Raw genomic sequence first — 12,579 nt, 5'->3', positions numbered from 1 at the left:
AGAACAGCGTGAAGACCGAAAACAAGTGTTCATTCTGGGTAGGAGAACGTCGACGTTTCGTCGTTTACTTCAACATCGGCGCAAGCGCTTTCCATACATTGTCGGCCACCCGGGGCTCACCACGGGCCGTGGGATGAAGGCCGTCGTCCTGCATCAGGGCCGGATCCAGCGCCACGCCATCGAGCAGGAAGGGCACCAGGGGCACGCTGTGCTTCGTGGCGGCGTCGGTGTAGACCTTGCGCAGGCCGTCGCGATATTGCGGCCCGTAGTTCACCGGCAGTTCGATGCCCAGCAGCAGGACACGGGCGCCGGCCTTCTTCGCCGCGTCGATCATCGCATCGAGGTTGCCGGCCAGTTGCCCCAGCGGCAACCCCTGCAGGCCATCGTTTGCGCCCAGCTCGATCACCACGATGCCCGGACGCTCCTTGCCCAATAAGGCGTTGAGGCGGTTACGGCCGCTCAGCGAGGTTTCGCCGCTGATGCTGGCATTGACCATTGTCCAGGGCGTCGCCATCTTCGAAGTACGCGCGTCCAGCAGACGTACCCACCCGGCTTCCACCGGGATGTTGTGCGCCGCCGACAACGAGTCCCCGAGCACCAGTACCTTGCGTGGCGCGTCCGCCGCGGAGGCGATGGCGCACCAGACGAACAGCAACAGGACCATCAGGCTACGACGCATGAACGATTCTTCCCGTGTTCTTCTCGAAGTAAGGGATGTTAGCAAGTCGGTTTTCGGTCCGGAGGGACAGCTGGACATCCTCTCGGGGGTGAACATGGAAGTACACGCCGGGGAAAGCTTCGCCATCGTCGGCGCCTCCGGGTCGGGCAAAACCACCCTGCTGGGCCTGCTGGCCGGGCTGGACGTGCCTTCGTCAGGAAGCATCCGCATCGATGGCCAGGCCCTTCAAAGCATGGATGAGGAAGCCCGCGCGGCCGTGCGGCGCCGTCTGGTGGGCTTTGTCTTCCAGTCATTCCACCTGCTCCCGGCCCTCACGGCCGAGGAAAACGTGATGCTGCCGCTGGAGCTGGAAGGCGACGATTCCGCCCGCGAGCGGGCACATGCGGCGCTGGATACCGTGGGGCTGGGCGCACGGCGTCGGCATTACCCGGCCCAGCTGTCCGGTGGCGAACAGCAGCGTGTGGCCTTGGCCCGCGCCTTCGTGCATCGTCCGCGCATCCTCTTCGCGGACGAGCCCACCGGCAATCTCGACCAGCACACGGGCGAGCATGTGGGAGACCTGCTCTTCGACATGAACCGCCAGCATGCGACCACGCTGATCCTGGTCACCCACGATCCCCGCCTGGCAGCGCGCTGCGCCCGCTCGGCGGAGTTGCGCGAGGGTCGCCTCGGGGTGGCCGCGTGAACGTCGGCCGGCTCGCCCTGCGGACGCTGAGGCGTGAATGGCATCTGGTGGAACTGCGCACCCTCGCGGCGTCGCTGGTCCTGGCGGTGATCGCGCTGGGCGTGGTCGCCACTCTCTCCACCCGGCTTGAGCGGGGCATTCTCGCCAGCGCCGCTGAACTCATCGGCGGCGACGTCGGTATCACGGCTCCCGCCCCGCTCCCCGGGGCACTGCAACGCTCGGCACAGGATGACCGTCTGCGTTCGACGCGAGGAGCCCAGTTCCGCAGCGTGGCCTTCGTGGGCGAGCACAGCCAGTTGCTCGATGTACTCGCCAGCGATGCCGCCTATCCACTGCGCGGTTCGCTGGTCGTACAGGACGCGAATGGCCATGAACGCGACGCCCATGGTCCCGGCCCCGGAGAGGTCTATCTCGACCACCGCGCCATGGTCGGCCTGGGCATCCACGTGGGGCAGACGGTGCAGATCGGCGGCCACGACCTCAGGCTGGCCGCCGAGCTCGTGCGCCAGCCCGATGGAGGGGAACTCTTCGCGCTGGCGCCGCGCGCCGTCATGAACCTCGACGACGCCGACAAGGCCGGGTTGCTCTCCGTCGGCAGCCGTGCCCGTCATCGCCTGCTGGTCGCGGGTGACCCGGGGGATGTCGCGCGCTGGCGTTCCGCCGTCGAAAGCGCCCCTCTGCCAGCGGGTGGAGAACTGATCACCCCCGAGAAGATGCAGGAACGCATGCGCAGCGCCTTCGACCGCGCCAGCGCCTTCCTGCGCCTGACGGCCCTGCTCTCGGCCCTGCTTGCAGGTGTCGCCATCGCCCTGGCATCCGCTCGTTACGCGCGACGCAAGGCCGGTGAGGTCGCCCTGCTGCGCGCCCTGGGCACACCGAAGCGCCGCGTTGCCGCCCTGCTGGTGACCACCCTGGCGATGCTCGCCATTCCTGCCGCGGGGCTGGGGATGCTTATCGCGCTGGGCCTGTCGGAAGGCGCCTGGTACTTCGCCCGGCAGCTGTTCGACAACATCCCGACCACACTGCCACTGGGCCCTGCCTTCGCCGCTGCAGCCATGGGCCTCGCGGTGCTGGCCGGTTTCGCCCTGCCGCCTCTCGTTCGGCTGGCCGAGGTGCCACCCGTGGCCGTGTTCCGCGAATCGATGCAGCGCAGGGTGCGCCGTTTCGACGGCCTGTACCTCGTTCCCCTGCTGACCGCCGTCCTGCTGATCTGGATGCAGAGCGATTCGGTGCGGCTGGCCGGCATCCTGGCGGTAAGCCTCGCATGCGTCGCCGTCGTGGCAGCGGGCCTGGCCGGCCTGCTGCTGGTGGTGGCGCGACGGGTCGCTCCCGGTGCGCATCCCGCGCTGCGGCTTGGCCTGGCCGCTCTGGCGCGGCGCCGTGGCCTTTCGCTGGTGCAAGCCACGGCCCTGTCGCTCGGCCTGTGCGCGTTGCTCCTGCTTGCCGTGATCGCCCCCTCGCTGCTGGACGGCTGGCGGCGCGAGCTTCCCGCCGACACCCCGAACTGGTTTGCCCTGAACCTGCAGGACGATCAGCGCGACGCGTTCTCGTCGGCATTGGCCCACATGGGTGCGAGCAAGATGAACATGATGCCGCTGGCCGTGGGCAAGCTGACGACGATCAACGGCAAACCGGTGGACAGCATCGCCTTCGACAGCGACGAGGCAAAGGATTCGGCCGACCGCCAGCTACGGCTGTCGTGGAGTGACGAGCTGCCGCCGTCGAACCGGATCGTGGCGGGCACGTGGCCGGGGTCATCGCCTGCGCAGGCCGAAGTGTCGATCGATACCTCTTGGCGGGACCGTTTTCACCTCAAGCTCGGCGATACGCTGGGCTTCGAGGTCGGCGAGGGCACGGTGAACGCGCGCGTGACCAGCGTCCGCCAGGTGGACTGGAGCTCGTTCCGGGTCAATTTCTTCCTCATGCTCGATCCGACCCACGCGAGCGAACTTCCGCATACCTGGCTCACCAGTTTCTACCTGCCCCGTGGGCATGCCGATGAGCTTTCGCAGCTGTCGCGCAGCTACGGCAATCTCAGTCTGATCGACGTCGATGCGCTGCTCGACCGGGTTCGTGAAATCGTGGACCGGGTGGGGGCCGCCGTGCGCTGGGTGCTTGGATTCAGCCTGCTGGCCGGTGCATTGGTGCTGGCTGCTGCGCTGGCGGCCAGCGCGCAGGAGCGGCGCAAGGAGGCTGCGCTGCTGCGCACACTGGGCGCTACACGCCGTCAGCTGCGTGCGGCGGCTGCGTGCGAGTTTGCCTTGCTGGGGTTAGTCTCGGGTCTCACTGCAGCTTTGGGCGCCACCGGTGCCGGGCTATGGCTGGGCAAGGCGGTATTCCGTATCGAGCATTTCGTGCCGCCGTTGTGGCCGCTGGTGGGGGCCGCTGTGCTGGCCGCGCTGGTGGTGATGGGCATTGGCCTGCTGGGCACGCGACGGGTGCTGCGTACCTCGCCGATGGCACTGTTGCGGGAAGGCTGAAACCGGTCGCGCGCAAGGCGCGCTCCTACACAAGCCACCCTGTAGGAGCGCGCCCGCACGCGACCAGCCCAAAGCCATCCCACACCGCCCCGAAGTCTTTCTGTAGGAGCGCGCCTCGCGCGCGACCAGCCCGATCACTCGCCCGGCAACATATCCAAAGCCATGACAATGGCTTCTTCGCGCCCGTTCCTGGCAGGGTAATACGCAGGCCGTCGACCAATCTCGGCGAAGCCCAGTGTCTCGTACAACACCTTGGCCACCGGATTGGACGGGCGTACTTCAAGAAACACCCGCTCGGCCCCATACCAGCGGGCAAGATCGAGCAGGCGCCGCATCATCCGGCGTCCATAGCCGAGCCCGCGATGGGCCTCGCCGATGCAGATATTGAGTACATGCGCCTCGCCCGCGGCAACCGACAGGATGCCGTAGCCGGCAATCTCGCCGTCATGCACGATCACCCAGCAGTTGTGACCGGCTTGCAGGCAATCGCGGAAAATGCCCGAACTCCAGGGAAACTCGTACGACGCATGCTCGATGGCCGAAACGGCGTCGACGTCGTCCCGGCGCATCGCGCGAATTTCCGTAGAAGGGCGAGTCACGGCGACCATCGGCGTCACTCCTTCGGCAAGGCACGTCCAAGCGCGCGCAGCGCATTCCACAACCGGCGCTTGGCGGCACCGCTGGTGAGCAGCGCAGAAGGCGTATCGAGCAGCACGATCTGTGCGGCGCTCATGACGGAGGCAGGCAGGTCACGGCCCAGTGCTCGGGCCTGCTCCTCGCCGAAGACGAGATAGGCGGCTGCCACCGGCACCTGTCCGAGCCCCTGGGAGCCCACCTCCAGACGCGCAGCCCTGCCTGTTGAAGGGCCGAACGCCCGCAGCGCGCGCCCGACGAGGTCCAGTTCGCGCTCGCTGCATCCCGACGGGAGGATGACGATGCAATGAACCCCTTCGACAGGAAACGGCACCTCGTTCGCCGCCTCCGCCTCTGCCACGGAAACGGCACCCGCGGCACGCAGGCGCCACGGAGTGACGCCCATGGCCTTGAGGAGGCGCTCACGACGGGGCTGCATCATCCGCTTACTCCGGCGTCCGGGCGTGACGACGGGCACGACGACGATGCGTCGCGCGACCCCAGATGGTCATCACCGGACCGGAGATCGTGTAGATCACCATGCCCGCAAACAACACGCGCGCGGTGTCGATCAGCAGCAACACGACGATGAGCACAGCCGCGATCAGCCATATGAAGGGCACGCGATCACCCTTGGGCCATGCCTTGAAGCTGAAATAGCGGACGTTGCTCACCATCAGCAGACCCGCGATGACGGCCAGCGGCATGGCGAAAAAGGCCACCGACGGGCCGGGTACGTCGAACTTTTCCATCGTCCAGACGAAGGACATGCACAGGCCGGCAGCCGCCGGGCTGGCCAGCCCCTGGAAGTAGCGCTTGTCGGCCACCCCCACCTGGGTGTTGAAACGCGCCAGGCGAAGCGCGGCACAAACGGCGTAGATGAACGCCGCCGCCCAGCCGATCTTGCCCCAGACCGGTCCGTAATCGACCAGCGAGGACAGCGCCCAGGTGTACATCACCAGGGCAGGTGCCAGCCCGAAACTGACCAGGTCGGACAAGGAGTCGTACTGGACGCCGAATTCGCTCTGCGTATTGGTGAGACGGGCAACACGGCCATCCATGCCGTCGAGGATGCCGGCCACGAAGACCGCCAGGGCGGCCGTCGCATAATGACCGCCGATCGCGGAAACGATGGCGTAGAAGCCGGAGAACATGGCTCCGGTGGTGAAGAGATTGGGCAGCAGGTAGATGCCGCGATGGCGCGGCCCCCGGGCTTGGATCGGTTCGCTCATGGTCCAGTGGCTCGAAATGGGCCTCCAGTGTAGCCCAGGCGTCACGAAGCGTCAGGCGTGGGTCCCGCAAAGCGCGACCTGCGTCGCTTGCGGCTCCGTCAGGCCGATGCTACTTGTGTGCGTCACCCCCTCGCCGGACCGCCCGTCATGCGCCGCAGCCTCGTCGCCGCCCTGCTCGTCATCGCCTGTCCCCTGGCCGTCGCCCAGGCTTACAAGTGGAAGGACGCCCAGGGCGTGACCCACTACGCCGATGCGCCGCCTCCGGGAAACACCCGGTATGAGAAAATCAAGACGGCCGCTGGTGATTCCGCCCAGCCGGCGCCCGCGCCCACACCCACCACGCCTCCTGCACCGGCAAAACCTGCCGCGACCGGTAACGAAGACACGCCGGCCAACAGGGCGAAGCTCTGTGACCAGATACGTAAAAACGTCCAGGCACTCAATACGGAAAAGAACCTGACCATGGACGACGGCAAGGGTGGCGTCAAACCGGTCGACGATGCCACGCGGCAGAGCGAACTGAAGAAGGCCCAGGCCGAAATGACGGTCTACTGCCAAGCCTGAAGACCGTCGCCCACCCTATAATCGACTTCTTTACCCCGGATTCGCCGCAGATGCGCCTCAGCCAGTTCCACCTCGCCACCGTCAAGGAAGTCCCCGCCGACGCGGAAGTCGCCAGCCACAAGCTGATGCTGCGCGCCGGCATGATCCGCAAGCTCGCCTCGGGCCTGTACACCTGGACGCCGCTTGGCCTGCGCGTGCTGCGCAAGGTGGAGGGCGTGGTCCGCGAGGAAATGGTCCGTGCCGGTGCCGTCGAAATGCTGATGCCATCCGTGCAGCCGCGCGAGCTGTGGGAAGAAACCGGCCGCTGGGAAAAATTCGGCGGCCAGTTGCTGAAGATCAAGGACCGCAAGGAGCAGGAGTTCTGCTACGGCCCGACGCATGAGGAAGTCATCACCGACTTCGCGCGCAACGAGCTGAAGAGCTACAAGCAGCTTCCGTTGAATTTCTTCCAGATCCAGACCAAGTTCCGCGACGAGATCCGTCCGCGCTTCGGCGTGATGCGCGCGCGCGAATTCCTCATGAAGGATGCCTATTCCTTCCATGTCACCCAGGAATCGCTCGGCGAAACCTACAAGGTGATGTACGACGCCTACTCGCGCATTTTCACCCGCCTGGGCCTGGAGTTCCGCGCGGTGGACGCCGATACCGGCGCCATCGGCGGTAGCGCCAGCCATGAGTTCCAGGTGATCGCCGATTCCGGCGAAGACGCCATCGCGTTCTCCGATGCCTCGCCCTACGCGGCGAACATCGAAAAGGCCGAAGCCCTGGCACCCACCACGGAGCGCCCTGCCCCGGGCGCCGCGCTCACGCGGGTGGATACGCCCACCCAGCGCACGATCGAGGAAGTCACGGCACACCTCGGCGTGTCCGCCGCGCAAACGGTCAAGACCATCCTCGTCCGCGGCGCGGAAGGCCTGGTGGCCCTGTGCGTGCGCGGCGACCACGAGGTCAACGAAGTAAAGGCAGCGCATCTCGCCGAGCTGCCGGACGAATCCGAACTGGCCACCGAGGAAGAAATCCTCGCCGCCACGGGCACCCGTCCCGGCTTCATCGGTCCGGTAGGCCTGCCCGAGGGTATCCCGGTCATCGTCGATCGCAGCGCGGCCGTGCTTGCCGACTTCGTCTGCGGCGGCAACCAGGACGGCACCCACTACACCGGGGCCAACTGGGAGCGCGATGCACGGGTCACCCGCGTGGCGGATATCCGCAAGGTCGTCGAAGGCGATCCGTCGCCCGACGGCCAGGGCACCATCCGTTTTGCACGCGGCATCGAGGTCGGCCACATCTTCCAGCTCGGCCAGAAGTATGCCGAAGCCATGGGTGCGGGCGTACTCGACGAACAGGGCAAGATGCGCACCATGTACATGGGTTGCTACGGCATCGGCGTCAGCCGCATCGTGGCGGCCGCCATCGAACAGCGCCACGACGACAACGGCATGATCTGGACCGACAGCATGGCGCCGTGGCGCGTGGCCGTCTGCGTGATCAATCCGAAGAACGATCCGGTCGTCACCGAAGCGGCCGAATCGCTCTACCGCGACCTGGCCGAGCGCGGCGTGGAAACCGTGCTCGACGATCGCGGCCTGCGCCCGGGGCCGATGTTCGCCGACATGGAACTCATCGGCATCCCGCATCGGGTCGTGGTGAGCGGCCGTGGCCTCGAAGGCGGCACGTTCGAGTACCGTGCCCGCACGGATGCGGAGGCCCGCAACGTCAGCCGTGACGAGCTCTTCGCCCTGCTCGGCTAAAACCCGCATCCGTTATTTCCGATTATTGATGTCGGTAATGGCCTATTTAAGAAAGAAAATGCCCGGTCAGTGACCGGGCATTTTGCTTTTTGGATGCCTTTTGGTTAAAAATCCCCGCGCGGCTCCATTCGGCGATCAATCGCGGGGAACGATCAGGAGCCCATCATCTTTTTGCGTTGCACCACTCGGGAGACCCTAATGGCCGTCGATATCAAGAATCTCAATCATAATCAGCTCACCGACCTGATCGCCAAGGCACAGGCCCGCCAGGGTGAGCTGTCGAAGGAACGGACTTCCAAGGTACGCGAGCAGATCCAGGCCATCCTCAAGAAGGAAGGCGTCACTCTCGACGACGTGTTTCCGTCGCGCGGTGGCGCCAAATCGAAGCGCGCCGGCACCACCGTCGCCGCCAAGTTCCGTGATCCGGCCAATCCGGAAAACACCTGGTCCGGCCGTGGCAAGCGTCCGCGCTGGTTCAACGATGCGCTGAAGGCCGGCAAGAAGGAAAAAGACCTGCTCATCGGCTGATTCGGCTTGAGTTGGGTTAATTCGCAAAAAGGCCCTGGTTTAAACCAGGGCCTTTTCGATTGATGAATTAGCGACATGCCCAAGACCTTTCGCACAACCAAATGTTAAGGCCATCTTCGATATTCGAAGAAGCCCTGGCCTCTGCCAGGGCTCCTGATGCTTTCAGCCTGGCTGTCCAGGAAGCTTCGTCGACGCTCGATCAGGTCGTGGCACGACTTCCCCCGCCCCCGCCCTGAATGGGAATACCTGAGCAAAATTGATACCCGCCAGACGAAAGCCGCCGCTGGCACTCCTGCCATTGGCGCGAATGGCCTGCAGACCGATGACGATGTGGCGTTGATTAGTCTTGAAATAGGCGACCCCCATCGGGGCATTGGAAGCCGACGCACTGGGGCCATACGCCTTGAACACAACGGGCGCCGCGAAATCTGACGAAACCAGCCTCAATGCCTGCCAGTCCCCATACAGATATACCGCATACAAGCGTCCTGGCTCTACCTCGGCACCAAAATAGACGAAGGGTTCCTCGGTAATTCTGTAGCCATAAGCCCGCCTGCTGTAAGCTGCGTAGTCCTTGCCGAGCACGCTTGGCCCATATCGATAAGATGTATTCCAATCGATATCCACCAACGAATCGAGTGATGATTCTGAGCGTGCATACATGCGTAGCTCATCCTTGCCGTACCACGCGGTTAAGAAACCCACCTGCTTGAAATTCACCAGGTCGAATTCCTTACCGCCACGCCCACCTGAACCACCTGGACTTCCAGAATCACCACCTCTACCGTCACCCTGGATGTTTTCAAGATTCTTGAGCCTGACATTGGCGCGAAGCGTCAATGCACCATCATCGACACTCACCGTTACGAAGAACGTGGCGGACGGCTCAACACGCGTACGCTTGATCCACGCAAGTGAAATTGCGAAGCGCAGATCATTCCCAATATCGGCGGAAGAAACGGTATACGGAGCCAACCTGAGAATATCGCTCCTTCCCGTATCGCCATCAACATGACTGAAAGAGACCTTCGCCACCTGGTCTTTTCGCATGTTAAGCCACGCACGAACCACCAACGTCGCATCCTTATTGAGACCCCGCATATCCAGGGAAAACGTCTGCGCCGGACCACCTGAGAAGTAATCTCCTGCCGTGGCCTCTGGAATATCAAGCGCCGATGCATAATCTATTGCCATGGGTCGACCATCGCCGCCCGGGTTGGTGGGGTTGGTGGGGTTGGTGGGGTTGGTGGGGTTGGTGGGGTTGGTGGGGTTGGTGGGATTGGTGGGGTTGATGGGGTCCACCGGATTGGTGGGATCGATTGGCAGGCAAGTACCGGCCCCAGCCTGATCAAGGCTCGTAAGATTGATCACGGCTTCGGGCAGCGTCATGTATCGGACCCCCTCCCCCGCAAGCGGCCGCTCTATCACTACGCCGATACGGATATCCGTCGCGTCGACCTTTGGCTGAAGGAAAAGCCAGTCACTTGGCAGGTCAACCAGGACGCCCGAGTTCACTTCCGCATCAGTGACAACCCGATTTTTTACAAGCGCGAGAGATATCGGAAGTACCGGCGACCCATAGAATCCGTAGACAGCAATCGTGATGAGCTGCCCTGCTCGCATAAATGGCCACGGCGGAACCACAACGTGTGCGTTCTTTCCGAGCGGCTGACGCATATCGAGATACGGGTTGCCTACGCCACCGGGTTTTGGCTTGGCTTCTACGATATAGGGCTTTGGCAGCCTCACATCACCCTTTGCGTAAGCATCCAATCGAAAGAGAGCGATCTCTGAAGATTTCGTTGCCCCATTTCGGTTGACGGTATAGCGAAGCTTGAACGAACTACCTAGCATGGGCAACAGGGCAGCAACGGGAATCACGTTTCCACCCGTCAGATCGACGCGCTGCCAATCCCCACCATCTGGCCTGATCTCGAACGTCACGGTGTCTCCGGTACGGATATCCGCGGCATCAGGAGTGCCAACGTTCAACCCTCGACCACTTGCTTCGGGCGACACGACTCCATTGACTGCTCCTTCAACAAAAGGAACAGGCAGAAGACCAATCGTAGATGCAGCAATACGCAATGACATGCTGACAGGCGGATTCGGCCCGGCAATTGTGGCTCCTCGCGAGACCTCGTAGGACACCGTAATTGTCTGGGCCGCGTTAGATCGAACAATATCGATCGGAATATCAAAAATCAGAATCTGACCGACCGATGTGATGACTTGCGGTCCGAAACGCATTTCTTGCCATAGCAAGGCAACGCTATCGTTCACTTTGAATAAATCGTTACAAGCCAAGGCAACGCGCACGGTAGCTGACGGCGCATTGTCTAGATTAAGCTCCCCGTCCTTGGAACCGACCACGGACGGAACAGGCCACTGAACAGGTTTTGCACTTTGGAAAAGCGGAATGATTGTTTCGGACGACTTGAACGAACGGCCATCATCATCACGATAGCTCACGCTAAACCGAATCAATTGACCTACAGCAGGCAACAACTGATCAGTGGAAATCGACCACACCAGCTTATCATCTACCCCTTTGTCTGCCACGGGTTGCGTCTGATTGAAACTTATCGGCGGACTACCCGACGAACTCACCGTCAGTAGCGCGGTGAGCCCGACATCATTCCAGGGCGGCAAGGTGAGCGAGGTCACCTGCAACGAGGAGTCAACCTTGGCGAGATCAATGACACCAGCCACGACCTGCGCCACTTCAGGCGAAGGAGCGCCTACCCGGTCGCCCACCACATCACGAATGCGCGTAGCAGACTCCATCACCTCTCCATCGCGAATGACAAAGTAGGCAGCGAGAACACATCCGCCGGCAAAGAAACTCAGCTCATCGAGATCAAAAAGAAAACTATACGTCTTTGGTACCGGTCCCGGCGGCAACTGGGGGTCATCTGAAACGTCAGGACCAACAACTTGGCTGGCAAGCAAAGGCCCGATCGACATTCCCTCAGCAGTCACCCCTCGCAAACCGAAAACAATGGTGTCACCCGCCTTTGGACCGGGGTATTCCACACGCACTTCAACAGTTCCCGGGTAATCCGTCGCCGAGGACACATTGCGCAACTGCGCCAAGTCCAGTTGCCCTTTTGAATTGACTGCTGCAAATGCCGGCATCGGCAGAAGGCTAGGCGGGTTCACCCCAATTGTCACAGCGGGTGCGCGTCCAGATTCATTGCCCACGCGATCACGAATACTGTAGCTCACCGCTACGTCACCTTTCGGTGCTTTTTCCACGGTTTCCCACGGAATCGTCACTTTGACCGGCTGCCCGACAACGATGCTACTACTGTCCACAACCACAGGTATCAATCCCCAGAAAACGGTGACTGTCGCTCCGGATTCCATGAATTTCCACGGAGGAATCGTAAGTACTGCGTCTTTGCCGTATACAAAATTCTCCACCCCCTGGATCGGAGCAAGCGATTCGTTGATGTATGGCGTATCTCCCGGAGCGGGGTCCTCGCCACCGGGCTGCGTGAATTTGGCGTCCAGTTCCAGCGCAGGTGAAAACCTGTCCGTGTCAGATGGCTTCGAACCAACGGGCGTGACTGAGTAGCAGACCTCGATCTTGCCTGGATGCTTTTGAAGAACATCAGGCGGGACGTCAAAACTCATCCAGAAGTTGTACCAGGCGACCTGACGGCTCTCAATGAGCTCGCCATCCCAATAAACATTGATGGTGTCGCCCGTACTTCGCCCGGCCAGTGACACAGAAAACGTAAACCCTGGCGTCTCACCCATCAAATGCGACCGATTGCCCACGAGAGGCAAATCTTTTTCTATCGCTGGCGGTGCATAGCTGGCATCCACATTTCGATTCGTCATGGCTTACTCCATGAAACTGCATAGGCGTGCGGCTGCACGCTTATTCAGTACATGCCATGGCTATTCATGAATGCCATATCGCTTTTGGCGTAGGCGCACCACATGAAAAAAAGGCAACTACTGACGTCATGAAAACTCTTGATGCCGTTCTTTCGAAGGCAGCATGTGTATCGTTGGACGA

At 62.4% G+C, this 12,579-nt stretch carries 10 protein-coding genes; 5 read left to right on the top strand and 5 right to left on the bottom strand.

Annotated features, from left to right (window positions below; translation table 11 throughout):
• Positions 1–64: 64 nt before the first annotated feature.
• Positions 65–679, bottom strand: coding sequence for an arylesterase (locus tag KR767_RS13085; protein WP_250876595.1), 615 nt, complete (start codon positions 677–679; stop codon positions 65–67).
• Here KR767_RS13085 and KR767_RS13080 point away from each other — a divergent pair.
• Both KR767_RS13080 and KR767_RS13075 read left to right on the top strand, forming a co-directional pair.
• A complete protein-coding gene (locus KR767_RS13080; protein WP_166949848.1) occupies positions 678–1,364 on the top strand; it encodes an ABC transporter ATP-binding protein in 687 nt (228 codons plus the stop codon). The genes KR767_RS13085 and KR767_RS13080 overlap by 2 nt on opposite strands.
• Positions 1,361–3,844 (top strand): ABC transporter permease, encoded by a 2,484-nt coding sequence (locus tag KR767_RS13075; protein WP_250876594.1) that lies wholly within the window; start codon positions 1,361–1,363, stop codon positions 3,842–3,844. The genes KR767_RS13080 and KR767_RS13075 overlap by 4 nt, the downstream gene beginning before the upstream one ends.
• A 134-nt stretch (positions 3,845–3,978) precedes the next feature.
• Here the strand turns inward: KR767_RS13075 and rimI are convergent, their stop codons facing one another.
• The 3 genes from rimI to pssA are packed head-to-tail and all read right to left on the bottom strand — an operon-like array spanning position 3,979 to position 5,709.
• On the bottom strand, positions 3,979–4,452 hold the full coding sequence (gene rimI / locus KR767_RS13070) for a ribosomal protein S18-alanine N-acetyltransferase (RefSeq protein ID WP_166949844.1): 474 nt from the start codon (positions 4,450–4,452) through the stop codon (positions 3,979–3,981).
• A 5-nt stretch (positions 4,453–4,457) separates the two neighbouring features.
• Complete coding sequence (locus KR767_RS13065) at positions 4,458–4,919, bottom strand: DNA polymerase III subunit psi (RefSeq protein WP_166949842.1); 462 nt, start codon at positions 4,917–4,919, stop codon at positions 4,458–4,460.
• A gap of 4 nt (positions 4,920–4,923) precedes the next feature.
• Positions 4,924–5,709, bottom strand: a complete 786-nt coding sequence (gene pssA / locus KR767_RS13060) for a CDP-diacylglycerol--serine O-phosphatidyltransferase (RefSeq protein WP_166949840.1) — start codon at positions 5,707–5,709, stop codon at positions 4,924–4,926.
• 147 nt (positions 5,710–5,856) lie between these two features.
• On the opposite strand from pssA, the gene KR767_RS13055 reads away from it, so the two are divergent.
• The 3 genes from KR767_RS13055 to KR767_RS13045 all read left to right on the top strand — a co-directional run bounded on the left by KR767_RS13055 (position 5,857) and on the right by KR767_RS13045 (position 8,549).
• Positions 5,857–6,273 (top strand): DUF4124 domain-containing protein, encoded by a 417-nt coding sequence (locus tag KR767_RS13055; protein WP_250876593.1) that lies wholly within the window; start codon positions 5,857–5,859, stop codon positions 6,271–6,273.
• A 50-nt stretch (positions 6,274–6,323) separates the two neighbouring features.
• The gene (locus KR767_RS13050; RefSeq protein WP_250876592.1) at positions 6,324–8,021 is read left to right on the top strand and encodes a proline--tRNA ligase; all 1,698 of its coding nucleotides are present in this window, start codon (positions 6,324–6,326) and stop codon (positions 8,019–8,021) included.
• A gap of 198 nt (positions 8,022–8,219) precedes the next feature.
• Positions 8,220–8,549 carry an H-NS histone family protein gene (locus tag KR767_RS13045; RefSeq protein ID WP_166949834.1) on the top strand — a complete coding sequence of 110 codons (330 nt, stop codon included), beginning with the start codon at positions 8,220–8,222 and terminating at the stop codon, positions 8,547–8,549.
• A 162-nt stretch (positions 8,550–8,711) separates the two neighbouring features.
• On the opposite strand, the gene KR767_RS13040 is transcribed toward KR767_RS13045, so the two are convergent.
• A complete protein-coding gene (locus KR767_RS13040) occupies positions 8,712–12,398 on the bottom strand; it encodes a hypothetical protein (protein WP_250876591.1) in 3,687 nt (1,228 codons plus the stop codon).
• Positions 12,399–12,579: the final 181 nt, after the last annotated feature.

This window comes from Luteibacter anthropi (genome assembly GCF_023699965.1).
Taxonomy (GTDB): domain Bacteria; phylum Pseudomonadota; class Gammaproteobacteria; order Xanthomonadales; family Rhodanobacteraceae; genus Luteibacter; species Luteibacter anthropi.
Note: the sequence above shows the minus strand (reverse complement) of the source record. Positions and strands in the feature narration are given on the sequence as shown.

Coding starts and splice junctions, on each gene's coding strand:
- KR767_RS13080 (WP_166949848.1), top strand. CDS start 678: ATGAACGATTCTTCCCGTGTTCTTCTCGAAGTAAGGGATGTTAGCAAG.
- KR767_RS13085 (WP_250876595.1), bottom strand. CDS start 679: ATGCGTCGTAGCCTGATGGTCCTGTTGCTGTTCGTCTGGTGCGCCATC.
- rimI (WP_166949844.1), bottom strand. CDS start 4,452: ATGGTCGCCGTGACTCGCCCTTCTACGGAAATTCGCGCGATGCGCCGG.
- KR767_RS13065 (WP_166949842.1), bottom strand. CDS start 4,919: ATGATGCAGCCCCGTCGTGAGCGCCTCCTCAAGGCCATGGGCGTCACT.
- pssA (WP_166949840.1), bottom strand. CDS start 5,709: ATGAGCGAACCGATCCAAGCCCGGGGGCCGCGCCATCGCGGCATCTAC.
- KR767_RS13055 (WP_250876593.1), top strand. CDS start 5,857: ATGCGCCGCAGCCTCGTCGCCGCCCTGCTCGTCATCGCCTGTCCCCTG.
- KR767_RS13050 (WP_250876592.1), top strand. CDS start 6,324: ATGCGCCTCAGCCAGTTCCACCTCGCCACCGTCAAGGAAGTCCCCGCC.
- KR767_RS13045 (WP_166949834.1), top strand. CDS start 8,220: ATGGCCGTCGATATCAAGAATCTCAATCATAATCAGCTCACCGACCTG.
- KR767_RS13040 (WP_250876591.1), bottom strand. CDS start 12,398: ATGACGAATCGAAATGTGGATGCCAGCTATGCACCGCCAGCGATAGAA.